Annotated in this window: 22 protein-coding genes and 2 pseudogenes; 9 read left to right on the top strand and 15 right to left on the bottom strand. The window is 65.8% G+C overall.

Going from position 1 to position 22,083, the window contains the following annotated elements; translation table 11 throughout:
* Window positions 1-76: 76 nt before the first annotated feature.
* Complete coding sequence (locus tag ACWRN3_RS00120) at window positions 77-1,462, top strand: MBL fold metallo-hydrolase RNA specificity domain-containing protein (RefSeq protein ID WP_476739521.1); 1,386 nt, start codon at window positions 77-79, stop codon at window positions 1,460-1,462.
* Window positions 1,463-1,595: 133 nt separating this feature from the next.
* Here the strand turns inward: ACWRN3_RS00120 and ACWRN3_RS00115 are convergent, their stop codons facing one another.
* Together ACWRN3_RS00115 and ACWRN3_RS00110 are read right to left on the bottom strand one after the other, a co-directional pair.
* A complete protein-coding gene (locus ACWRN3_RS00115) occupies window positions 1,596-2,627 on the bottom strand; it encodes a TerC family protein (RefSeq protein ID WP_255174675.1) in 1,032 nt (343 codons plus the stop codon).
* Window positions 2,628-2,825: 198 nt separating this feature from the next.
* Entirely contained in the window at window positions 2,826-3,716 is an 891-nt protein-coding gene (locus tag ACWRN3_RS00110; RefSeq protein ID WP_476739520.1) for a DUF1295 domain-containing protein, read from the bottom strand.
* Between the two features lie 271 nt (window positions 3,717-3,987).
* Between ACWRN3_RS00110 and ACWRN3_RS00105 the strand changes: the two genes are divergently transcribed.
* Window positions 3,988-4,419: a DUF2177 family protein gene (locus ACWRN3_RS00105; RefSeq protein ID WP_476739519.1), complete on the top strand. Its 432-nt coding sequence runs from the start codon at window positions 3,988-3,990 to the stop codon at window positions 4,417-4,419.
* Window positions 4,420-4,650: 231 nt separating this feature from the next.
* Here the strand turns inward: ACWRN3_RS00105 and ACWRN3_RS00100 are convergent, their stop codons facing one another.
* The 3 genes from ACWRN3_RS00100 to ACWRN3_RS00090 form a co-directional block, all read right to left on the bottom strand.
* The gene (locus tag ACWRN3_RS00100) at window positions 4,651-4,797 is read right to left on the bottom strand and encodes an MFS transporter small subunit (protein WP_255174672.1); all 147 of its coding nucleotides are present in this window, start codon (window positions 4,795-4,797) and stop codon (window positions 4,651-4,653) included.
* A 1-nt stretch (window position 4,798) separates the two neighbouring features.
* Window positions 4,799-6,184 (bottom strand): OFA family MFS transporter, encoded by a 1,386-nt coding sequence (locus ACWRN3_RS00095; protein WP_476739518.1) that lies wholly within the window; start codon window positions 6,182-6,184, stop codon window positions 4,799-4,801.
* A 161-nt stretch (window positions 6,185-6,345) separates the two neighbouring features.
* The gene (locus tag ACWRN3_RS00090) at window positions 6,346-7,152 is read right to left on the bottom strand and encodes a slipin family protein (RefSeq protein ID WP_476739517.1); all 807 of its coding nucleotides are present in this window, start codon (window positions 7,150-7,152) and stop codon (window positions 6,346-6,348) included.
* A gap of 185 nt (window positions 7,153-7,337) precedes the next feature.
* On the opposite strand from ACWRN3_RS00090, the gene ACWRN3_RS00085 reads away from it, so the two are divergent.
* Window positions 7,338-7,790: an SRPBCC family protein gene (locus ACWRN3_RS00085; RefSeq protein WP_324644379.1), complete on the top strand. Its 453-nt coding sequence runs from the start codon at window positions 7,338-7,340 to the stop codon at window positions 7,788-7,790.
* Window positions 7,791-7,852: 62 nt separating this feature from the next.
* Window positions 7,853-9,528, top strand: a pseudogene (locus ACWRN3_RS00080) (FAD-binding dehydrogenase).
* 101 nt (window positions 9,529-9,629) lie between these two features.
* Here the strand turns inward: ACWRN3_RS00080 and ACWRN3_RS00075 are convergent.
* From ACWRN3_RS00075 to ACWRN3_RS00065, 3 genes are read right to left on the bottom strand one after another with little or no spacing between them, the layout of a single operon-like run.
* On the bottom strand, window positions 9,630-10,202 hold the full coding sequence (locus ACWRN3_RS00075; protein WP_476739516.1) for a DUF1254 domain-containing protein: 573 nt from the start codon (window positions 10,200-10,202) through the stop codon (window positions 9,630-9,632).
* Complete coding sequence (locus ACWRN3_RS00070) at window positions 10,199-10,873, bottom strand: DUF1214 domain-containing protein (protein WP_476739515.1); 675 nt, start codon at window positions 10,871-10,873, stop codon at window positions 10,199-10,201. The genes ACWRN3_RS00075 and ACWRN3_RS00070 overlap by 4 nt, the downstream gene beginning before the upstream one ends.
* Window positions 10,870-11,382 carry an N-acetyltransferase family protein gene (locus ACWRN3_RS00065; protein WP_476739514.1) on the bottom strand — a complete coding sequence of 171 codons (513 nt, stop codon included), beginning with the start codon at window positions 11,380-11,382 and terminating at the stop codon, window positions 10,870-10,872. The genes ACWRN3_RS00070 and ACWRN3_RS00065 overlap by 4 nt, the downstream gene beginning before the upstream one ends.
* Before the next feature lie 50 nt (window positions 11,383-11,432).
* On the opposite strand from ACWRN3_RS00065, the gene ACWRN3_RS00060 reads away from it, so the two are divergent.
* Entirely contained in the window at window positions 11,433-12,323 is an 891-nt protein-coding gene (locus ACWRN3_RS00060) for a potassium channel family protein (RefSeq protein ID WP_476739513.1), read from the top strand.
* A gap of 10 nt (window positions 12,324-12,333) precedes the next feature.
* On the opposite strand, the gene ACWRN3_RS00055 is transcribed toward ACWRN3_RS00060, so the two are convergent.
* Genes ACWRN3_RS00055 through ACWRN3_RS00040 form a run of 4 tightly spaced genes read right to left on the bottom strand, consistent with a single transcriptional unit; the run spans window position 12,334 to window position 16,355 of the window.
* A complete protein-coding gene (locus tag ACWRN3_RS00055; RefSeq protein WP_476739512.1) occupies window positions 12,334-13,101 on the bottom strand; it encodes an amino acid ABC transporter ATP-binding protein in 768 nt (255 codons plus the stop codon).
* Complete coding sequence (locus ACWRN3_RS00050; RefSeq protein WP_255174664.1) at window positions 13,098-14,144, bottom strand: amino acid ABC transporter permease; 1,047 nt, start codon at window positions 14,142-14,144, stop codon at window positions 13,098-13,100. The genes ACWRN3_RS00055 and ACWRN3_RS00050 overlap by 4 nt, the downstream gene beginning before the upstream one ends.
* Window positions 14,145-14,150: 6 nt before the next feature.
* Window positions 14,151-15,059 carry an ABC transporter substrate-binding protein gene (locus tag ACWRN3_RS00045; RefSeq protein WP_324644373.1) on the bottom strand — a complete coding sequence of 303 codons (909 nt, stop codon included), beginning with the start codon at window positions 15,057-15,059 and terminating at the stop codon, window positions 14,151-14,153.
* A 27-nt stretch (window positions 15,060-15,086) separates the two neighbouring features.
* Window positions 15,087-16,355, bottom strand: coding sequence for an alpha-hydroxy acid oxidase (locus tag ACWRN3_RS00040; RefSeq protein ID WP_324644371.1), 1,269 nt, complete (start codon window positions 16,353-16,355; stop codon window positions 15,087-15,089).
* 140 nt (window positions 16,356-16,495) lie between these two features.
* Between ACWRN3_RS00040 and ACWRN3_RS00035 the strand changes: the two genes are divergently transcribed.
* From ACWRN3_RS00035 to ACWRN3_RS00025, 3 genes are all read left to right on the top strand, one after another.
* On the top strand, window positions 16,496-18,118 hold the full coding sequence (locus ACWRN3_RS00035; protein WP_476739511.1) for a PucR family transcriptional regulator: 1,623 nt from the start codon (window positions 16,496-16,498) through the stop codon (window positions 18,116-18,118).
* A gap of 54 nt (window positions 18,119-18,172) precedes the next feature.
* Window positions 18,173-18,679 carry a DinB family protein gene (locus ACWRN3_RS00030; protein ID WP_476739510.1) on the top strand — a complete coding sequence of 169 codons (507 nt, stop codon included), beginning with the start codon at window positions 18,173-18,175 and terminating at the stop codon, window positions 18,677-18,679.
* A 90-nt stretch (window positions 18,680-18,769) separates the two neighbouring features.
* Window positions 18,770-19,507: a hypothetical protein gene (locus ACWRN3_RS00025; protein ID WP_476739509.1), complete on the top strand. Its 738-nt coding sequence runs from the start codon at window positions 18,770-18,772 to the stop codon at window positions 19,505-19,507.
* 1 nt (window position 19,508) lies between these two features.
* On the opposite strand, the gene ACWRN3_RS00020 is transcribed toward ACWRN3_RS00025, so the two are convergent.
* From ACWRN3_RS00020 to ACWRN3_RS00010, 3 genes and pseudogenes are all read right to left on the bottom strand, one after another.
* Entirely contained in the window at window positions 19,509-19,730 is a 222-nt protein-coding gene (locus ACWRN3_RS00020) for a hypothetical protein (protein ID WP_476739508.1), read from the bottom strand.
* A gap of 22 nt (window positions 19,731-19,752) precedes the next feature.
* A pseudogene (locus ACWRN3_RS00015) lies at window positions 19,753-20,259 on the bottom strand (CPBP family glutamic-type intramembrane protease); the annotation flags it as partial.
* Between the two features lie 183 nt (window positions 20,260-20,442).
* Entirely contained in the window at window positions 20,443-21,492 is a 1,050-nt protein-coding gene (locus ACWRN3_RS00010; RefSeq protein WP_255174657.1) for a helix-turn-helix transcriptional regulator, read from the bottom strand.
* A 169-nt stretch (window positions 21,493-21,661) separates the two neighbouring features.
* Here ACWRN3_RS00010 and ACWRN3_RS00005 point away from each other — a divergent pair.
* Window positions 21,662-22,083, top strand: a 422-nt coding sequence (locus ACWRN3_RS00005) for a nuclear transport factor 2 family protein (RefSeq protein WP_476739507.1), incomplete at its 3' end; no start/stop codon positions are given.

The following is a 22,083-nucleotide window of genomic DNA, read 5'->3' as shown; positions in this document are numbered from 1 at the left end:
AAGAAGCTTCCCATCACGCGTGGCTGGCGTGGGAATTTTTTCCTCCACCGCCACAGTGCAATAACAAGGAGCAGTCATGGGAGAACAGCATCCCCCGATGCTGCAGTTTCTCGGCGCAACGGACACCGTGACGGGTTCCCGGTACCTGGTCCGTTCCCAAGGACACCAGGTCCTGGTCGATTGCGGGCTCTTCCAGGGCTATAAGCTCCTCCGCGACCGTAACCGCATACCGTTCCATGTCACACCGGCCGACATCGATGCAGTTGTCCTCACCCATGCCCATTTGGACCACAGCGGGTATATCCCTGCCTTGGTGCGGGACGGTTTCCACGGCCCCGTCTATGCGACGCCTGGTACCGCAGAACTGTGTACTTTGCTGCTTCCCGACAGCGGCTACCTTCAGGAAGAGGAAGCCCGCTACGCAGATCACAGGGCATCATCAACCCACCATCCCCCCAAACCCCTCTACACCGCCGAAGATGCCGTCCGTTCACTCAACAACTTCAAAACCCGGGACTTTGACCGCCCGTTCCCCCTGCCCGGAGGAATCGAAGCATCATTCCTTCCCGCCGGACACATCCTCGGCGCCGCACAGGTGCATCTCAGACTCGCCGGACGCACCATCCACTTCACCGGAGACCTTGGCCGCGCCCGTGACCCGCTGATGTACCCGCCGCGGGGCCTTGAGCCCGTGGACGTGCTGGTCACGGAATCCACCTACGGGAACCGGGCACACCCGGCAGGAGATCCTGAGACTGAACTCGGGGAAATCATTACAAGGGTGGCCAAGCGGCATGGAGTCATCCTGATCGCAGCGTTCGCTGTAGGCCGGGCCGAAACAGTGCTGCTGCACATCTCGCGCCTCCTGGCGAAACAGGCAATCCCCTCCGTCCCGGTCTACCTCAACAGCCCGATGGCCATCGATGCATCCGACATGTACCAGCGCCACCGCGAAGAACACAGGCTCAAGCCACACGAATTCGAGGCCATGTACAAGGTGGCGAAGCCCGTCCGCAGCCCTGATGAGTCCAAATTGCTTAATCTCCGCGGCGGGCCCATGATCATCATCTCCGCAAGCGGCATGCTCACTGGCGGCAGGATTCTGCACCACCTCACTGCCTATGGACCTGACAGGCGCAACGCCATCATTCTCAGCGGATACCAGGCAGGAGGAACCCGGGGCGCCTCCCTCGCCGCAGGCGAAAAACACCTCCGGATCTACGGCCAGGACGTCAATATCGAGGCGGAGGTCATCCAGATGGAAGGGCTGTCCGCGCATGCCGACTCCGACGAACTGATCCAGTGGATGAAGGCCGCGCCCCAGGCGCCGGCAATGACCTACATCACCCACGGAGAGCCGGATGCCTCTGATGCCCTCCGGGCCAGAATCAAACGCCAGCTCGGATGGAGGGTCCGCGTCCCCGAGCACATGGAAACCATCTCACTGGACAAGCCCCTTTAAGGGACGATTGAAAACCCCTGCCCTCCGCCACCCGATTCCTCCGCTACCGGCTCGGGTGCCGGTCACCCGGGCGACGGCGACACCCACCTGGAGTGCCGCCGTCGTACGTCCTGCGCAGGGAGCCAGCCGGCTGCTAGCGCGGGGCCCGGGCCGGCGTATCCGAGTCCTCACCTTCGCGGGCGTCAACATCACCATGGACTGCATGGCCGCCGCGGGTCTTGAGCAGGCTGGCCACCGTGGCCACCAGGATCGTGGCGCCGATGAACAGCAGGGAGAGCCAGATGGGGATTTCCGGAACCCACAGGAGCGGCTGGCCCCCGTTGATGAAGGGGAGCTCGTTGACGTGCAGGGCGTGGAAGACCAGCTTCACGCCGATGAAGGCGAGGATGACGGCCAGGCCCTGGGCGAGGTACACGAGGCGTTCCAGCAGTCCCCCGATGAGGAAGAACAGCTGCCGCAGTCCCATGAGGGCGAAGGCGTTGGCGGTGAAGACGATGTACGCCTCGCTGGTCAGGCCGTAGATCGCGGGGATCGAGTCGACGGCGAAGATCAGGTCCACGAAGCCGATGGCGATAATGGTGAGCATCATCGGGGTCACGAAACGCTTGCCGTCCAGTTTCACGGTGAGCTTGTCCCGGTGGTAGTCCGGGGTGACCGGCAGGACGCGGCGGACCAGCGTCATGAATTTCCCGTCGGCCGGGTTGGCGTCATGGCCGCCGAACGCCTGCCGGTAAGCGAGGACCAGCAGCAGGGCACCGAAGATGTAGAACACCCAGGAGAAGTTTTCGATCAGCGTGGCGCCAATGGCGATGAACCCGCCGCGGAGGATGAGGGCGATGATGATGCCCACCATCAGCACCTTCTGCTGGTACTTCTTGGGAACGGCGAACCCCGTCATCACGATGAGGAAGACGAACAGGTTGTCCACGGACAGGGCTTTTTCGGTGAGGTAGCCGGCGAAGTACTCGCCGCCGTACGTCCAGCCGGAGACCATCCCAATCCCGGCGCCGAAGACGAGCGCGAGTCCAATGTAGAAGGCCGACCAGCGCGCCGATTCACCGATGGACGGTTCGTGCGGTTTGCGGACGTGGGCGAAGAACTCATAAACGAAGAACAGGATTGTCACAGCAATGGTGATGATCCAGACGAGGGGTGTTACCTGCATGGCGGGTACTCCAAAGGGTAGGCGGTGACATGTACGCCAAGGTCTCCTCCGCCCGGTGGGAACCGGAGCCGGTGGCCCGGGATGCTTCGCTGCATCCGTATTGACGGGCCACTCACAGACGGGAGTACTCCCCTTGATGGGTTAAATCGTAACTGATCAACGGGCGACGGCGGCACCCGGTTCCGGATGCCGCCGTCGTCAATCCTGCTGGAGAGAGCCCTGCTTCAACTTGGGCACCAGCACAGGCGTGTTCTTCTTGTACTCCTCGTAGTCCGCCTGGCCGCCCCACTTCTTGTCCGCCTTCTTCTCCAGGGGCGGCACGCCGCTGCCCTTGGTCAGCAGCAGTGCCACGAACACCGGGGAGACCAAGGCCGCCCACTGCCAGCCCTGCAGGACGGGCAGGGCGATGATGGCAACACCCACCCACAGCGTGATCTCGCCGAAGTAGTTGGGGTGACGGGACTTGGACCACAGGCCGGTGCTGATGAAGCGGCCCTTGTTGGCGGGATCGTCCTTGAACCGGTTCTTCTGCAGGTCCGCCGCGGTCTCGATGGTGATGCCCACAAGCCACACCAGCAGGCCAACCCAGAAGAACCCGTCCAGCCCCACCTTCTTGTCCGACGTGATGGCCACCCATGCGAGCGCCGCGGTGAGCACCACCCACAGGCCCTGGATGGTCCAGGTGTTCAGGAAACGGAAGAAGTCCGGCTTGAGCTCGTCAAAGCGGTCGTCCTTGCCATGCTTGCTGATCCGCAGGAACAGGAAGCTCCCCAGCCGCGCGGCCCACAGCACCACCATGGCCGCCAGCAGCATGCCGCGGGCATCCACGCCGGGGGATGCCAGAACCAGGAACACCGTGATGGAGATGTAGGTCAGGGCGCCGGTGAGGTCGTAGAACTTCTCCGTCTGCGCCTTGTAGGACGGAATGAACACCAGCCACTGGATCACGAAGGCGATGGCAACGCCCAGTGCAAACACCGGGAACCCGCCGATCCTCGACCCGCCCTGGCTGCCTGCGAGGGCAATGAGCACCGCGACCACCACGGCAATGACGGTGCTGATGAGGGCCTTGCGGCTCTTTTCGTTCACGGACAGATTCCTTTCCCCTGGTCCGCCGCGCGCTGCTGCACGGCCGGTCCCATCCGCGCCCCTCCGGGCACGGTTGTATCCAACAACAACTCAGCCATGGTGGCCTTGTCCACTAAGTGTTCGGAGCGGCGGCCATCCTGTATGGGGTGGAACCGGCACGGTTGCCGGCTCCACTCCTGCAAGAATGCGGATCCGGGCAGTCCACACCCGGCCGTGGCTGCGAACCACTCCTGAACCGCACCCGAGCCGCGCCCGAGCCAAGGAGCCCGCCATGAGCCCCCGCACCAAGAACTGGCTGACCGCCTACGTGGTCAGCGCCCTGATTTTCGCCGTACTGGATGTGGCATGGATCCTGCTGGTGGCCAACCCGCTGTACCAGAGCCAAATCGGCGGGTTGCTGGCGCCCAAGGCCAACCTGCTGGGCGCGGTGCTGTTCTATGTCATCTTCGTGGCGGGCATGGTGCACTACGGCATCCGGCCCAACGACCCGCTGGCTACGCTGCGGCAGCGCGTCACCGGCGCTGCCCTGTTCGGGTTCTTCACCTACGCCACCTGGGCGCTGACCGGGTTCGCGGTGCTGAAGGACTTCACCGCGCTGGTGGCCGTGACGGACATCCTCTGGGGCGCCGCGGCCTGCAGCCTGGTCACGTGGGTGACGGCCACCATCCTGCGGCGCCGGCTCATGAAGCCTGCCGCGGCCTGACGGCCTGCACCCGCGTCACGGACGGCACGCTTTAGGCTCACGAAACGGTGGCGAACCCCCGGAACCCCGGGGACCGCCGTCGTCCGTTCCCGCCAAAACCCTGCTTTGCGTGACGCCCCGCGCACAGACTGGCCCAGTTTTCAGCGCAGGGCGCGGGAAACAACGGGCAACCACCGCGGTTGGGCCGCCAAAACCGGGCCAGTGTGACACTCGGAGCAAGACCTCAGGAACTCAACCGAACAGTGCGGCCACCTGGGTCAGCGTCTGGAAGACGCCATAGGCCAGCGGGATCCCCACCAGGACCCAGGCCAGGACCAGCCTGCCGGTGGACTTGCGGACCGGCTCGTGTGCGCCGTGAGTGTGTGCGGTGCTGCTCATTTCAGGCCTCCATGGTGGATTCGTGCCGCTCGGGGCGGGATTCGTGGAACCGGGCGTCGACAGGCTTGACCAGCAGGTTGGCCACAAAGCCGATCACCAGCAGTGCCACCATGGTCAGCAGCGCCGGCTGGTAGGACACCGCGTTCAGCTGGCCGGGCTTGCCCTGTGCGTCCAGGATGCTGTTGACGATCAGTGGCCCGGCCACACCGGCGGCGGACCACGCGGTCAACAGCCGGCCGTGGATGGCGCCCACCTGGTACGTCCCGAACAGGTCGCGCAGGTAGGCCGGGACGGTGGCAAAGCCGCCCCCATAGAACGAGATGATGACGAAGGCGAGCACCACGTAGAGGGCCGTGGCGCTGGAGCCGGCCAGCGCCAGCACCGTGTACAGCACGGCACCCACGCCCAGGTACACCATGTAGATCCGCTTGCGGCCCGTGACGTCGGAGGTGGCGGACCAGGCGAACCGGCCGGACATGTTGCCGATGGACAGCAGCCCAACGAAGCCTGCGGCCACGCCGGCGCTCACCAGGGACTTGCCGTCGGACTGCCGGAAGAAGTCCTGGATCATGGGCGCCGCCTGCTCCAGGATGCCGATGCCGGCCGTGACGTTGCAGAACAGCGCCACCCACACCAGCCAGAACTGGCGCGTCTTGATGGCGTTCTTGGCAGAGACATTCTCCGTGGTCACCAGCTTGGCCGCCTTGACCTTGGAGGGGTCGAACCCGGCCGGCCGCCACCCGTCGGCGGGCACCCGGACGGTAAACGCGCCGAACAGCATGTAGGCGAGATAGACGACGGCGAGGGTCAGGAAGAGCTTGCCCACGGCGTCACCACTGGCAACCCAGCCCTGGGTACCGGAGTTGGGATCGTACGCCTTGAGCAGGGCCTGGGATACCGGGCTGGCGATCAGTGCGCCGCCGCCGAAGCCCATGATCGCCATGCCGGTGGCCAGGCCCGGCCGGTCCGGGAACCACTTGATCAGCGTGGACACCGGCGAGATGTAGCCGATGCCCAGTCCGATGCCGCCCACCACGCCGTAGCCCAGGTAGACCAGCCAGAGCTGCCGGGTGAAGATGCCCACCGAGCCTATGAGGAAGCCGCCCGCCCAGAACATCGCGGACGTGAACATCGCCTTGCGCGGGCCGTTGGTGTCCACCCAGGTGCCCATGACCGCGGCGGAAAGGCCCAGCATGACAATGGCGATGGAGAAGATCACGCCCACCTCGGTGAGGCTGGCACCGAAGTGCTTGACCAACGCCGTCTTGTACACGCTGGTGGCGTAGGCCTGGCCGATGCACAAGTGAACGGCGAGCGCCGCCGGCGGGACCAGCCAGCGGTTGAAGCCCGGCGGGGCGATGGAGTGGTCACGGTCCAGGAAGCCCATGGTTGATTCCTTTTACTTGTCGATGACGTCGATGTCTGATCGATCCAGAGGCGAAAGACCTTGATGAGCCCAGGCCCCTTGCCTTGGGCAATCATCATGCAAATCATCAGCAAACGTACTGTTGGCGCGCCGAACGGCGGGGATTTTACGGCGAGCGGCGTTCAGGCGGCCTTGATGGGTGGCTTACCGGACGATGCCGCCTGGCCCTCCCGGGCCAGGAACGCCGAGAGTTCGCCGATGGTACTCATAAGCGGCGCCGGGAAAACAACCGTGGTGTTCTTGTCGACGCCGATCTCCACGAGGGACTGCAAGTTCCTGAGCTGCAGGGCCAGCGGGTGGGCCATCATGGTGTCCGACGCGTCGCCGAGCGCCGTGGCGGCGATGGCCTCGCCTTCGGCGGCGATGATCTTTGCCCTCTTCTCGCGTTCAGCTTCAGCCTGGCGGGCCATGGCCCGCTTCATGCTTTCAGGCAGCTGGATGTCCTTCAGCTCAACCAGCGTGACCTCCACGCCCCACTCAACGCTGAGCACATCGAGGATTTGCCGGATGTCAGCGTTGATCCGCGCGGTCTCGGACAGGGTCTGGTCCAGGGTGTGCTGGCCCACGACTTTCCGCAGGGTGGTCTGGGCGATCTGGTCGATGGCCGCGGCAACGTTTTCGATGGCGACAATGGACTTCACGGCGTCCACGACGCGGTAGTAGGCCACTGCTGAGACGTCCACGCTCACGTTGTCCTGGGTGATGATGCCCTGGGACTGGATGGGCATGGTGACGATCCGCAGGCTGACCAGCGGCAGCCGGTCGATGACCGGGACGATCAGCCGCAGCCCGGGATCCCTGACACCGATGACCCTGCCGAGCCGGAAGAGCACACCCTTCTCGTATTGGCGCACAATCCGGATGGACATCCTCGCCACGATGAGCAGCAGGATGACGACAATAATCGCGATGACAGTGGTGGGGTCCATCAGGATCCCCTCCTGGTTTGTTGAGCGGAAGGTGCCGGTGCCGGGGCCGGCACCGTGACAGGAGTCCTGGCTCCATTGTCCCACCAACTGGCCGAAGGAAGCCTGGCTCGCACAGCCGGAATGTGCCTCCTGCCGGGTCCCACTGCCACCTGTTCGCCGGACACCGGTGGTGGCAGAGTGGAACGATGAGCGAGCACACGTCCGGCCTGGTCCTGAACCTGGAATGCACGGTCCCTGCTACGCCGGAGGAAACATTCCGGCTGCTGACGGAACCGGACGAACTGGCGGCCTGGTGGGGCCCGCACGGCTTTACCATCCCGGCAGTGGAGGTCAATCTGGTGGCCGGCGGCCGCTACCGGTTCACCATGGCCCCGCCGGAGGGCGAGCCGTTCCATCTCTCCGGTACGTTCCTGGAAATCGACCCGCCCTGGCGCGTGGTCTACACGTTCTCGTGGGAAGAACCGGCACCCGACGACCGGGAGACCGTCGTCGACCTCTCCCTGGCCCGGGCCGACAGCGGGACCCATGTGGTCCTCTCGCAGGGACCGTTCCTGACGGAAGAACGGCTGGCACTGCACACCGCAGGCTGGAGCGATTCGTTCCAAAAACTCGGCACGGTCCTCGCGGGACGGGCGTAGCCGCTGCCCTGCTGTAGGTTGATGCTGGACTCTCACTTATCGTCAGGCAGGGCGGGGATCGCATGGACGCGGACGTCATCATTATCGGCGGCGGGCTGGCCGGGCTCGTGCCGCCAACGAGCTGGTCCGAGCCGGACGGCGGGTGGCCATCGTGGACCAGGAGAACGCGGCCAACCTGGGCGGCCAGGCGTTCTGGTCGCTGGGCGGCCTCTTCCTGGTGGACACCCCGATGCAGCGCCGGCTGGGCGTGAAGGATTCCTTTGAGCTGGCATGGCAGGACTGGCAGGGTTCGGCGCAGTGGGACCGCCTCACCGGCCCCTGCCCGGAGGACGAATGGGCGGCCAGGTGGGGGCGCGCGTACGTGGAGTTCGCCGCCGGTGAGAAGCGCGCGTGGCTGCAGCAGCAGGGCATCCGGTTCACCCCGCTGGTGGGCTGGGCCGAGCGCGGTGATGGCAGGGCCGGCGGCCACGGCAACTCGGTCCCCCGCTTCCACGTCCCCTGGGGCACCGGCACCGGGGTGTCGGAACCGTTCGCCGACAAGGCCCGCGCGGCTGCTGCGGCGGGCGCCGTCAGGTTTTTCTTCCGGCACCGGGTGGACGGTTTAACGTACGACGGCGGTACGGTCACCGGGGTGCGGGGCGCGGTGCTGGCGGCTGATGATTCACCCCGCGGGGTGTCCTCCACCCGGGACGTGGTTGGGGAGTTCGAATTGCGGGCGCAGGCGGTGGTGATCGCGTCCGGCGGGATCGGCGGCAACCACGGGCAGGTGCGCCGCTGGTGGCCGGAGCGGTTGGGGACGCCGCCGGCCAGGATGGTCACCGGGGTGCCGCTGCATGTGGACGGGCGGATGCTGGACATCGCCGACGAGTCCGGCGTCCGGCTGGTGAACCGTGACCGCATGTGGCACTACACGGAGGGCATCCGGAACTGGAACCCCATCTGGCCGGACCATGCCATCCGGATCCTGCCCGGGCCGTCGTCGCTCTGGTTCGATGCCCTGGGCCGCCGGCTCCCCGCACCCGGCCTGCCCGGCTACGACACCTTGGGCACGCTCCGCCTCCTCCGAACCACCCCCGACCTTCAGCCGTACGACCATTCCTGGTTCATCCTCAACCAGCGCATCATTGAAAAAGAGTTCGCTCTTTCCGGATCCGAGCAGAATCCGGACATCACCAACCGGAACCTCAAGCTCCTGCTGAAGACCCGGCTGGGCCGCGGCGCGTCCGGCCCCATCGAGGCGTTCAAGGAGCACGGCGCTGACTTTGTGGTGGCGGACAACCTGGCGGAGCTGGTCAGCGGGATGAACGCCCTGACGGACCAGCCGCTGCTGGACCACGGGCACCTCCGGCGGCAGATCGAGGAGCGCGACGCCGAGATCCGCAATCCCTATTCCAAGGACAGCCAGGTGGCCGGCATCCGGAACAGCCGGCGCTACCTGGGAGACCGGCTTTTCCGCACCGTGAAGCCGCACCGGATCCTGGACCCGAAAGCCGGGCCGCTGATCGCCGTGCGGCTGCACGTGGTCACCCGGAAGACCTTGGGCGGAATCCAGACGGACCTTACAGGCCAGGCAATGGGACGGGACGGCGTTTCCGTTCCCGGGCTTTACGCTGCCGGGGAAGCTGCAGGCTTCGGGGGCGGCGGCGCCCACGGGTACAACGCGCTCGAAGGCACCTTCCTGGGCGGGTGCATCTTCACCGGCCTCACCGTGGGCCGCACGCTCGCCGCCGCACTCTAAGCCCCCCGCTGTAGCCCGGGGTGCACCAAGGCCCGGGCCGCGCCAAAGTCAGCTGTGGCACCCGGCCCTGTGCCGCCGTCGTCCGTTGTGCCTTCTTGAAGTTACGGCGCGGGCGCCAGTCGCAGCTGCGTCGAGAGCCTGTGTGCGGTTGCAAGGTCGCCGTCGTCGTAGACCAGCACGCGGCCGATGAGGAGCACCGAGCGGCGCGGCGAGGCAATGTGTCCCATCCCGCCCGGGACATCACCGGTCCATCCAGGCCCCGTGATGAGGAAATCCCCTGCCCCTGTGCCGGTGGTGCGCTTGCCCACGTAGGCGAAATTGGTGTTGTTGGAGGGGTTGGTGAACTGCACGCCGTAGTAGCGCCCTCCCATCTCCGGCACGTGGAGCACCAGCGGACCTTTCGAGAGGTCCAGCCAACCCAAGGTCAGGAGGGTGTCCCGGTTGACGCCGGCCGATGCCACCCGGGAGGTGCCCGCCGGAACATTGAGGGGGTCGGCGAAGAGCGCTTGCGACTGGGTGTACAGGGTATTGACGGGAATGGGACCTTCGCCGAAGCCCTTGACCACGATGGCCCGCTTGAACACGGACAGGAGCATGCGGGGCCAAAAATAGGTGGCAGCGAACCACGTGGCCGCCATGACCGTGAAGAAGATGAGCAGGTGTTCCAGCCTCATGGCGTCCTGCCTCCCGCCCTGGCCACTGCCGGAACCACATAGCTTCCGTCCAGGACTGCCGGCCCGGGCTCGTAGACACGCAGCCAGAGAATGAACTTTCCGTCCGGTGCGGGCAGCCAGTTGCGTTCGCGGCCTGCCGGAGGGGTGGCCTGGATGCAGACCTCAACAGAGCCGTCCGGACGGGGGACCAATCTAGACCTGTCGCTCACGCTGTACCGGCGGAGGGGGTTGGCCACGAAGCGGTTCCTGGCATCGCCCATCGTCAGCGACCAGAAGGCGTTGGTGGGCGGCAGACCGCCCGGCGGGAACCGGAGGACGTACTCGTGCTGGCCGGTCAGTGGGGCGCCCGTCGCATCCGAGTTGGCCCACCAGTAGACCGCCTCATCCGGTGTGTTCACCGGGCCCGGGAACAACTGCGCGCAGGCAGCACGCATCAGCACGCCGTTGCCCGGATCACCCAGGCCGGGCATGGTGATCCACCCGTTCACTCGGACGGCTTTGATCCTTGCGTACACCTGGGCAGTGACGAAAGCCAGTCCAAAGCCAATCAGGAAGCCCTGCAGCACATCGCTGCGGACGGTCCGGTTCAGCGGGAGGAAGAGCATGGCGAGGATGAACGCCAGGCAGATGATGCCAACCAGCGCGGCGAAGTAGGCATAGGCCCTCCTCAACGTTCCATTGCCTCCTTGGCCCTCCGGACCAGCCGCAGTTCGGGAAGTGCCTCCCATTCGGGCGGCAGGGTGTTGCGTTTCCCGTCGGGCCGGAATCCCTGTTTCAGGTAGAAGGCCAGGGCGCGCGGGTTGTTTTCCAGCACCCACAGGTACGTCGGACCGGAGCCGACGGCGGCACGCACCAGTGCTGCCCCCAGGCCGGTTCCATAGGTGCGCCGGAGAGTGTAGATCGAGTAAAGCTCCAGCGCCTCGGGAGCATCCGCCTCCCGCCCGGGTCCGGCGTCCGCGTAGCCCACCAGCTGGTTGTCGGCGTCGAAGGCGAGGATCCGCGGCTCATGGGTGTCCAGGAACACCCGCCGCCGCTCCACCCGTTCCGGGATGCCGGCCCAGCGCCGCTCGAAGAAGGCCGGCGAGAGCAGGTGCGGGTAGCACTCCTCGTGCGCCAGCGTCTGCATGAGCACCACCGCCTCGGCGTCTTCCGGGGTGGCCCGGCGAAGTCGAAAGTCCATGGCGCCAGCCTAGCCAGCGGACCGGCACTCCGCGGCACTTAAGATGAGGCATGGACTTCGAGGGCGTACTTTTGACGGCGGTTGGCGCGGCGCTGATTCTGCTGATGATCGCCGACGTCTTCCACACTCTGCTCTACCCGCATGGCTCCGGTCCCGTAGGCCGGACCATCATGCGCGGTTTCTGGCTGCTGTCCAGGAAACTGCGGGGCGGCGCCTCATCGGTCGCCGCCCCGCTGGCCATGGCTGCGGTCATCGCCGCATGGGCCACCCTGGCTGCCGTGGGCTGGGCGCTCCTGTACCTCCCCCACCTGCCGGCCGGCTTCTCGTATTCAAACGACATCCCCCGGCAGGCCGACTTCGCCGAGGCGCTTTACATTTCGCTGGTGGCCCTGTCCACGGCGGGGTTCGGTGAAATCGTGGCCATCCATCCGGTCCTTCGCCTGGTGATGGCGTTCCAGGCCGTGGCAGGTTTTGGCCTGCTGACCGCCACGGTCTCCTGGATCCTGCAGACCTACCCGGCGCTGAGCCGGCGGCGTGCCCTTGCCCACCGGCTCAACCTGTTCCGGGAAGCGGCGGGAACCTCCGGCATTGCCGCGCTGGAAGCCGGTCATGCGGCGGGACTGCTGGAGGCGATGGCCGAAAACGTGGCCTCCGTCAGCATCGACCTTCTTTCGTTCCACGAGACCTACTACTTCCACGAGGTGGAACAGCGGGGATCGCTGCCGGCCACCGTTGCCTACGCCCACCAGTTGGCCTCGGAAGCCCAGGCCAGCGACAACCCTGAACTGCGGTTTGCCGGGCGGATGCTCTACGCGGCGCTGGATGACCTGGCAGAAGTGCTGCGCGGAAAGTTCGGCCATGTGGGAGACACGTCCTCCGACGTGTTCGACCACTACGAACTCCACCACCGGCACCGGCGGCCCCCGGAAACGCGGGCGTGAGCGCCAGAAGTTACAGCACTTTGGAAAGGAACTCCTGGGTCCGTTGGTGCCGGGGATTACTGAGAACCTCCCGCGGCGGCCCGGCCTCCACCACCACGCCTTCATCCATGAAGACCAGCGTGTCCGCGACCTCACGGGCGAACCCCATCTCGTGGGTCACCACCACCATGGTCATGCCGCTCCTGGCCAGTTCCTTCATGACCTCGAGCACCTCCCCCACCAGCTCGGGGTCCAGGGCACTCGTGGGCTCGTCAAAGAGCATCAGCTTGGGGTCCATGGCAAGGGCACGGGCGATGGCCACACGTTGCTGCTGCCCGCCGGACAGGTGGGCCGGGTAGGCGTCCCCCTTGTCCCCCAGCCCCACACGCTCCAGCAGCTCTTTTGCCCGGGCGGTGGCTTTGGCCTTGGAGAGGCCTTTCACCCGGATGGGGGCCAAAGTTATGTTCTCCATGGCCGTCAGGTGGGGAAAGAGATTGAAACGCTGGAAAACCATCCCGATTTCACGGCGTTGAAAGGCCGCTTCCGAGAGCTTGAGCTCGTAGAGCTTGCCGCCCTTCTGGCGGTAGCCCACCAGCTCGCCGTCGATCGAAAGCCGGCCGCCGTCGACCCTTTCCAGATGGTTGATGCAGCGCAGGAACGTCGACTTGCCCGATCCGCTCGGCCCCACAATGCACAGCACCTGGCCGCGGCCCACCTCCAGGCTTATACCCCGCAGGACCTTGTTCGTACCGAAATTCTTGGAAACCTTCTCGGCAAGCACCATCGGCACGCCCGTCATCCCTTACCTCCAAAGTCATTGCCAAGCGGCGCGCCTGGCTCTCCCGGAAGCACCGCTCCGGGGGCTGCCGTCGGGCCTGCCGCTTGTGCCGTGTCCGACGTCGGTGACCGCCTGCCCGAGTCCGCCCGGCCGGTGCCGCGGGAAAACCTCTTCTCGATGAAGTGCTGGCCCACCATCAGGACTGACGTGAAAAGCAGGTACCAGAGCGACGCCACGATCAGCAGCGGGACCGGGGTGAAGGTAACGGCGGAGATCCCGCGGGACACGCCATACAGGTCGATGCTCAAGGGGATGGCGGCCACCAGCGAGGTGGTCTTCAACATGGAAATCACTTCGTTGCCGGTGGGCGGAATGATGATCTTCATGGCCTGCGGGACCACGACGAACCTCATGGTCTGGCCCCAGGACAGGGCCAGCGCCGTGGCGGCCTCCTCCTGGCCCCGGTCCACGGACAAGAGTCCTGCACGGACGATCTCGGACATGTACGCGGCCTCGTTCAGGCCGAGCCCAATGACGGCGGTGATGAAGAGGTTGGTGAAGATCCCGTTCGGGATGGTGACCCACGGGTCCATGAACGGAATGCCCAGCGTGAACACCGGGTAGATCAGGGACACCAGGCCCCAGAAGACCAGCTGCACGTACACCGGGGTTCCGCGGAAGATCCAGATGTACAGCCAGGCGATGTTCTTCAGCACCGGATTGGGCGACAGGCGCATGATGGCCAGCACCAGGCCGATGACGATCGCGCCGATCATGGCGTAGATGGTCAGCGACAATGTCACCCACGCAGCCTGGCTGATCCGGCGGTCAAAGATGTATTTGCCCACCTCCGGCCAGCCGTAGTCCGGGCGCTGTGCGGCGTCCAGCACAAACACCGCCAGCCCGAGCACCAGGACAACGGCAATCAGAATCCGCCAGGGGTGGCGGAGCGGAATCGCGACGATGGCCTCGGGCGGAGCATCGTCCGCGGCGCGCCCGCTGCCGCTGCGCGGGCCTCTGCCGTGGTCCGCCTCAATCATTCCGTCGGATTCCGCCCTGCTCATGTTCTGTTACCCCTTGGATGCCACGTTGAGTGCAGCCGTCTTTATTCCACCGGCTTCCACTCCCCACTTGGACAGGATCTTGGTGTAGGTGCCGTCGTCGATCAGCGACTGGAGCGCCTTTTGGAGGACCGGAGTGAAGTCGCTGCCCTTGGCGACGGGGATGCCGTATGGAGCCACTTCAAATGCGTCGCCGGCAGTCTGCAGCTTGTCCTTGGTCTTGGAGATCGCATAGAGGGTGACGGGCGAGTCAGCGCTCATTGCATCCACCTGCCCCACGGCCAGTGCATTGGTCGCCTGGTCCTGCGCGTCGAACTTGAAGATCTGAATTGCAGGCTTGCCTGCGTCGGTGCAGGCTTTTGACTTCTTGGGCACTTCGTCGGTGTCCTCATAAGTGGTTGCCTGGACAGCCACCTTCAGTCCGCAGGCGTTGTTAGGGTCCACGGTCTTACCTTTGGGGGCTGCCCACTGGATGCCGGCCGAGTAGTAATTGAGGAAGTCCACCTGCTTTTCCCGTTCTTTGGTGTCCGTGAACGAGGACATGCCCATGTCGTCCTTGCCTGCACGCACCGCGGGCAGGATGTTGTCGAAGGTGCCGATATCGAAGTTGACCTTCAGGCCCATCACCTTGCCCAGTGCATTGGTGAGGTCAACGGACCACCCGGCCGGCGCCCCGTTGTCATCCTTGAACTCGTTGGGCGGGTAGTTGTTGGCCATGCCGACGTTCAGGACCCCGGCACTCTTGATTTTGTCCGGCAGGGACGCCGCGATGGAGTCGTTCTTTTTGACGTCGACGGCGGCGGCGGTGCCGCTCGCCGAGGCGGGCCCGGTGGCGGCCGGCTGGCTGTTGTCCACGCATCCGGAGAGCGCGAGTGCCGAGGCTACGGTAAGGACGGGGAGTACGTATCTGGTGCGCATGGCTTCCTTAGCTTTCAGGGATCTTCTTTAGTTGTTGCCTGACTTCGTTGTCTCAAGAATTTCGCCGGAAGAACGGAGGTCCCGGAGGATCTCCCCACCCCTGGCTTTCAGCTCAGGGACGCTGGAAACACCTACCAGCGTCATGGTACGCCTGAGTTCGTCCGCGAGGATGTCAATGATGCGGCCTACGCCAGGAGAGCCCGCAGCGACCAGACCGTAGAGGTAGGCCCGGCCGATGGAGCAGGCGTCTGCTCCGAGCGCCAGCGCCTTGAGGATGTCGCTGCCCCGCCGGATTCCCGAGTCCACGTAGATCTCCAGCGAGTCACCCACCCGCTGCCGCGATTCCTGGAGGACGTCCATGGGGCTCAGCATGTGGTCCAGCTGGCGGCCGCCGTGGTTGCTCAACTGCACGGCGTCCAGCCCGATCCGGGCTGCCTTGTCCACATCGGATGGGTTGACGCAGCCTTTGAGTACGATCTTGCCCTGCCAGGCCTGACGCAGTGCTTCGAGTTCCTTCCAGCCGCTGGATGCGTCCGAATGGCCCAGGATGTGCTGCCACATGGAGGGGGTGACCATGGAGGTGGCAGCGGCACTGTGTGGATCCAGATTGGGGAAGCTGATGCCCTCTGACTTCAGGAAGTTGACCCACCAGGATGGGCGGCGGGCAATGTCAGCAATCGTCGAAAGCGTCAAGGCGGGCGGAGCGGTAAAGCCGTTGTGGAGGTCGCGTTCCCTTGCACCGAGTGCACGGGTGTCGACGCCGACAATCAGTGTGGTGAATCCCGCAGCTTCGCAGCGTGCCAGTTTGTCCTTCGCGGCCTGCGGGTCCGAGCCCAGCCCGAAGTTGAACCAGCGGTCCAAGCCGGGGTGGCTCCGGGCAATGGTCTCCATAGCCACTGTGCTGAGCCCGGCAAGTCCGTAAGGGATGTGGGCGCGGTCGGCTGCCGCCGCGACGGCTGCCTCTCCCTCGGGGTGGAACAGCCGGGTGGCGCCGGTGGGGGTCAGCGTCAGTGGCAGGGCGCTGGTCCTGCCAAGCAGGGCTGTACTGGTATCAGGTCCCTCGACCGGCCCCCAGCTGGGCATGAGGGCCCAGGAGTCGAAGACAGCGCGGTTGCGGCGCAGCGTCACCTCGTCCTCTGACCCGCCGTCGAGGTAGTCGAAGATTCCGGCGGGCAGGACTTTGCGCGCGGACTTCCGGTATTCCTCCACGTTGTACGCGTTGGCCAGCACGCGGCGCCGCCGGGAAAATACGGGTGCTTTGACCTGGATGAGCTCCTTGGCTTCGCTGATCTTCAATGACGGCCTTCCACTGCTTGCGCTTGCGTTCGTTGACTTCAGCGTAGGAAGCCGCGGGCTGTGCGACTATAGAGAAATCCACAAGGCAGGAGTTTTCGAATTAGCGCAAACTACCAAAGTGACTGCTTCGGCGCTGCCGCGTGACCGCCGTCGAGCCCCTCTCCCTGCCCACGCTTTCGGATGTGGCACGCTCCACGGATTCGGAGATTGTGCGCCTGGTGGAGATGCCTGACCATGACCAGCAGGCGGTGGCGGGCTCTGTCCTGTACGACTCCACGGCCCCGCCCGCGAAGTATCCCGGGGCTCTTGCCCTGGCCATCGGCCTCTCGTTGTCCGGAAAGCGCCTGCGGGCCAAGGTCCAGGACCTCGCCGACGCCGGCTATGTGGGAATCGTTTACAAGACCAATGGAAAACCGGACACCGTGCTCCGGGCGGCCGCCCGCGAAACCGGAATGGCGCTCTTTCGGGCCTCGGATTCAGTGCCATGGAACCAGTTGGCAGAGATCATGGATGCGGCCGTCATACCGCACCGCCAGTCCGGACGGACACTGGTGGACATCCGTCCCGGCGACCTGTTCGATCTCGCCAACACAGTGGCCGCGCAGGCAGGAGGTGCCGTGGCCATTGTGGATCCCGACCAAACCATCCTTGCCTATTCAACACTCCCGGACCAGCCCATCGATGAGACGCGGCGCAGTTCCATCCTGCGCCTGCAGGTACCGCGCTCTGCCGAGACCGACAGGGACTACCGGCGCGTCCATGCTGCCAGCGATGTGGTGGACGTGAAGACCGAAGACCCGGAGCTGCGCCGCACCGCCATATCCATCCGCGCGGGAGCGGGTGTGCTGGGATCTCTCTGGCTCCTGGAACGGGCCGGTCACCAGAATAAGGATGCAGCCCGGATCCTGCGGGAAGCGGCGAACGTGGCTGCACTCCATATCCTGCACAAGCGCACCACTTACGTTTCGAACCTCACGCGGCAGTTGGACATGGTGCAGCCGCTGTTGTTCGAACCGAAACGCGCCGAGCTGGCAGCTATCCGGCTCGGTATCTCCGCGGACTCCATCCGGGTGGCGGCGCTCACGGCGTGGCCCGCGGACGCAGTTGCTGCCCAAACACTGCAGTCACGCCTCCGCCTCTTCGACACCATCCGAACCGCCTGCGCTATCCGGTTGCCCTCTGCGGTCTGCGGACTTTCGGACAACATTGTGTATGTCGTACTGCCACAGGGAACCGATTCCGACTGGCACTTCCAGCGCGGCGCCATCCTGGCCATTGTCAGGAATGCGCGGCGGGCCCTCGGCCGCCCCGTCCTGGCCGCACTGGGCAGCGCGGCTACCGTAAACCGGCTTGCAGAGTCCCGGATCAATGCCGAGACGGTCCTGTCCGAATTGGTCCGCACCGTTGCGGAAGGACAGATCGACCCGGACTCGGACCAGGTGGTGGCCGACGATGAATCGCTGGGCTCGCGCCTGCAGCTGCGCCGGATTGTATCCTCGTTGACCGCGTCCGGGCAGCTGCCCGGAGTGCACGCCATGAGGATTGCAGAGTACGACGAACAGCACAGGAAATCCTTTGAGGAGACCATCCGGGCCTACCTGAGCTGCGGCGGCAACGCCATGGAAACGGCCAATGCACTGAAGGTGCACGTCAATACAGTCCGCTACCGCTTGTCCAGGGTGAAGACGCTCTTCGGCATCGAGCTCGACGATCCCGAGACACGCCTGCTCGTGTGGCTGCAGCTTTGGGCGAGGCACAACTAAAGCGCGGATCAGTCGGGCCACGGCGGCATCCCCCCTGCTTGGTAGGGTCTGCGTATGGCACCCCATTCCCATTCCATGGATGACGTCATTTACGAACCTGAGCGCGTCCAGTTCGAGTTCTTCCTGGACGAGCACCGGGCTGCGCTGGATGAGTGCCTGGACGGGCTGACCGAGGAGCAGGCCAGGCGCCGGCTGGTTCCGTCCCGGACCACCCTTTTGGGGCTGGTGAAGCATGCCACCTTCGTCGAAAAGGTCTGGTTCGATGAGGCCTTTACCGGACGTCCGCGCAGGGAGATCGGCATTCCGGCCACCCCGGACGAATCATTCATCCTGGACGGTGACGATACCGTCGCCTCCGTCCGCGCGGCCCACCGGGAGGCCTGCGCCGCCTCCCGGGCCGCTGCCGCCCCGTTTGGCCTGGATGACCTGGTGACAGGAAACCGGCGGGGACCCGTGCCGCTGCGCTGGGTCTACCTCCATATGCTTCGCGAACTGGCGCAGCACTGCGGCCATGCGGACATCCTGCGCGAGCAGATCATGGCGGAGGCGAACGCGGGCTGAGCGGCGTCCCCGGCCTGTCAGCACAGTCCGTTGTAGCCGCGCGGGGCCGGGCGTAAACTCAGCCCACCATCCATGCGGAGGCGAAAAGCCATGAAGACCATCCGGACGCGGGCCCTCGAAGCGGAACACCACGCCACGCTCAGTCCCGGCGACGACGAACGGTTCTCCGGGTACGGCGTGATGGGGCTGACGTTCAGCACCGGCCACGTCCTGGCCATGCGTCGCTTCCCCGTGACCAGCGTGGGGCCGGGCTACACCTCGGTCTGGCTGCGCCGGCCCTCCGGTTCCTGGACCATTTACGCGAACGCAGCACCGGATGTTTCCTGCGCCCGCTATTTCAGCGCCGGCCTCACTGATGCCGTCCAGTGCGACGTCGGTGTCGACTGGACCGGCGACACGTCCTTCACCGTGACCATCGGCCAGGACGTGAACCTCACCTGGAACGTGGAACTCGGGTCGACGCCCATCACCGCCGCCATGAGCGCGGTGATGACGGCGCTGCCGAACAAGCTTTTGTCCAACAAGGCATTCCTGAAGTCGATGGGTTCCGCCGCAGGCCCCATGCTCAGCGCCGGACACCTCGGACTGACAGGCAGCGTTCCCAACAAACAGGGCTTCCGGGCCAAACCCCGGCGCATGTGGTTCATCTCCCGCAGCACGGCAACCCTCGGCGGCGAGGACCTCGGCACCCCGCAGCCACTCACCGTGCAGACCAGGCTGGGTGATTTCTGGATCCCCCAGCGCGGCATCTTCGTGATTGGCGCCTCGTCCTTCGACCGGTTCGATCCCGCGCAGCATCTTCCCGCCACCACCCGCAGGACCCCGTAAGCTACCTCCGCCGGCGCGGCGGCCGGTGCCGGGACCGGACGTGAATCGGCAGGAACCGCCGCGGACCCGTCATCTCGCCCCGGCTTGTCAGGGCCACGGCGGCAACCAGCAGCCACATGGTGGCCGCCTGCCCCCACGGGTAGACCTGTTGGGGAACTCCCGGTGCCAGCGGGTTGAGGATGAACTGGAATGCCGCCAGGCTGGCGTGCATCACGGCCGCCACGAACACGCTCCCCCGTGTGCTCGTAGACCCAGACCATGAGCACCCGGTAGGCCGTCAGCTGGCCGGCCAGGACACCGGCAACCCACAGCGGCATGAAGACCGCCAGCGGCACTCCGCCGTTCGTCCCGCCACCACCCCAGTAGTTCACGAAGAAGTGCCAGGCGCCCCACAGCACCCCCACCAGGACCCCCGTCCAGAGAACGCTGTAGTGCTGCCTTGCCCTGGGAATGGCGAACCCGGTCCACCCGATCTCCTCGAAAAGCCCGACCACCAGACCCAGCACCACTCCCGTGACGAGTGTCCCGCCCCGGTCCGGCTCCGTGGCAATCCGCGGCGCATAATCCAGGGACGATATCCAGAGCACCAGCACGGGTGCGGCCAGCGTCACGGGAGCGGCCAGCAGGGCGAAGAGGTACCAGCGCCCCTCGACCCGCCAGATCCGCAGCCGCGCCCAAAGCTCCCGGTACCCTTCCCGTCCCGACACGATTCCCGTCAGGACCAGGCCTGCCACCGCGGGCCCCAGCAGCATGGCCGGCACCGTAGCGGGGATGGTGCGCTGGAACTGTTCGGGTGTGGGCGACAGGCCGCCGGTGACCATCCATACGGCCGTCACGATGGCTCCCCAGGACAGGAGGAAGGTCACGGCGAAGTACCACGGCAACGGGTGCCTGCGCATGGGATCCGCCAGCGCATGCATGTGTCCTCCCTTCCCTCAAGCCACGAGCCGCGCCACCAGCTCGCCCCGGCTGCCGACGCCCACCTTTTCGAAGACCGATTTCAGGTGGTCGTGCACGGTATGCGGGGAGATAAAGAGGTGCCCGGCAATCTCCGCGGTGGAACCGCCCGACAGCACCTCCAGGCAGACGTCCCGCTCCCGTGCCGTGACGCCGTACGCCATCAGCAGCAGGCTGGCGAGTTCATGGGTGGTGGCAGGTTCCACGGTCACCACCATCTGCTCCGGGTCATCGCCGGTGATCAAGCGGCTGGCCTGCAGCACCACCCAGCTGTTCCCGGCGTCGCGCATCCTCGCCCGCGCCGTCCCGGATGCTGCGGCGTGCGCCTGCGCCACCACCCAAAGGAGCGTCTGGCTGAAGCGGCCGGGCGCCGCGTCCTCCACCGCGGCCAGCCAGGACGCAGCCGCGGGCGTGGCTGCACGCAGGTCCCCGTGCAGCCCGGCAAGGACAATGACGGGCCCGACGGCGGCAGGCCCGGCGGGGTGCGCCACGCGGACGGCCGCCCTGGTCGCCGCAGCCAGGGTGGCGGATACCGCGCCCAGGAATTCCACCTCGCGGTCGGTGAAGTCGCGGCCGCCTTCCCGGAAGATGCTGCCCACTCCCCAGCACGCCTCGTCCACCCGGAAGGCGGCACGCAGCTCATGTTCCAGGCCCAGGGGCTTGAGCAGATCGTTGATCCGGACACTGCGCACCACCTCCCGGTGCGGCGCGTCCGAAATCCTGGCGATGGGGCGGGGACGCCGCAGCAGTTCCACGAAAGTGTTCGGCTCCCGGCCGGTGTACTCGGACTGGGCAAAGCGCAGGAAATATTCCTCGAACTGGTGGCTGGCCACCGGCCACGGCTGCCAGTTGGTGATGGAGGTCATCACCATGGAGTCGGGGTCGACGGCGGCCCAGCAGCCCTGCTCGAACGGCACCTCCCGTTGCACGACGGCCAGCGCCGCCGCGTAGAGGCCGGCCAGGTCCATCCCGCCTGCGGCCATGGCGGCGATGTCACGCCGGGCACGCTCCGCGCGCTCCTCCCACATACCTCCAGTATCGTCGCGGCGGCCAGCGCCGCAATCCCCTGAATTGGGGGTTTCCGGCGTGACCCGAAACCCCCGGCGGGGGGATCGCAACGGTGCGTTCCGCCGTCGTACGTTTCCTTCGTGGACGCGGGCACCGGGCCCGGCGCCGGCACATCAATTGGAGGCTGTAATGGGACAGGCACGCGACGTCATGGACCGGCTGATGGCGGCCATGGACGCAAAGGACAGGGAAACGCTGGCGGGCTGTTACGCCGTGGACGCCGTGGTCCGCACCCCGGACCAGGACGCGATCACCGGCCGACAAGCCATCGCGGACTATTACTCACACTTCTGGGAAGCGATGCCGGACGTCAGGTACGAACGGACTGCCACGCATGAGGCCGGGGACGTGGCCGTCGTCGAAGGCTTCGTCGTTGGCACGAACACCGGGCAGCTGAGCCTGCCCACCGGCGGTAGGCTGCCGCCCACCGGAAGGCAGCTCAGGGTCAGGAGCTGCGACGTCGCTACGGTGAAGGACGGGGTGATTACATCGCACCACGCCTACTTCGACCAGATGGAACTCCTGGGCCGGCTCGGGCTGCTGCCCGAGCC

This window comes from Pseudarthrobacter sp. rb (assembly GCF_056389225.1).
Note: the sequence above shows the minus strand (reverse complement) of the source record. Positions and strands in the feature narration are given on the sequence as shown.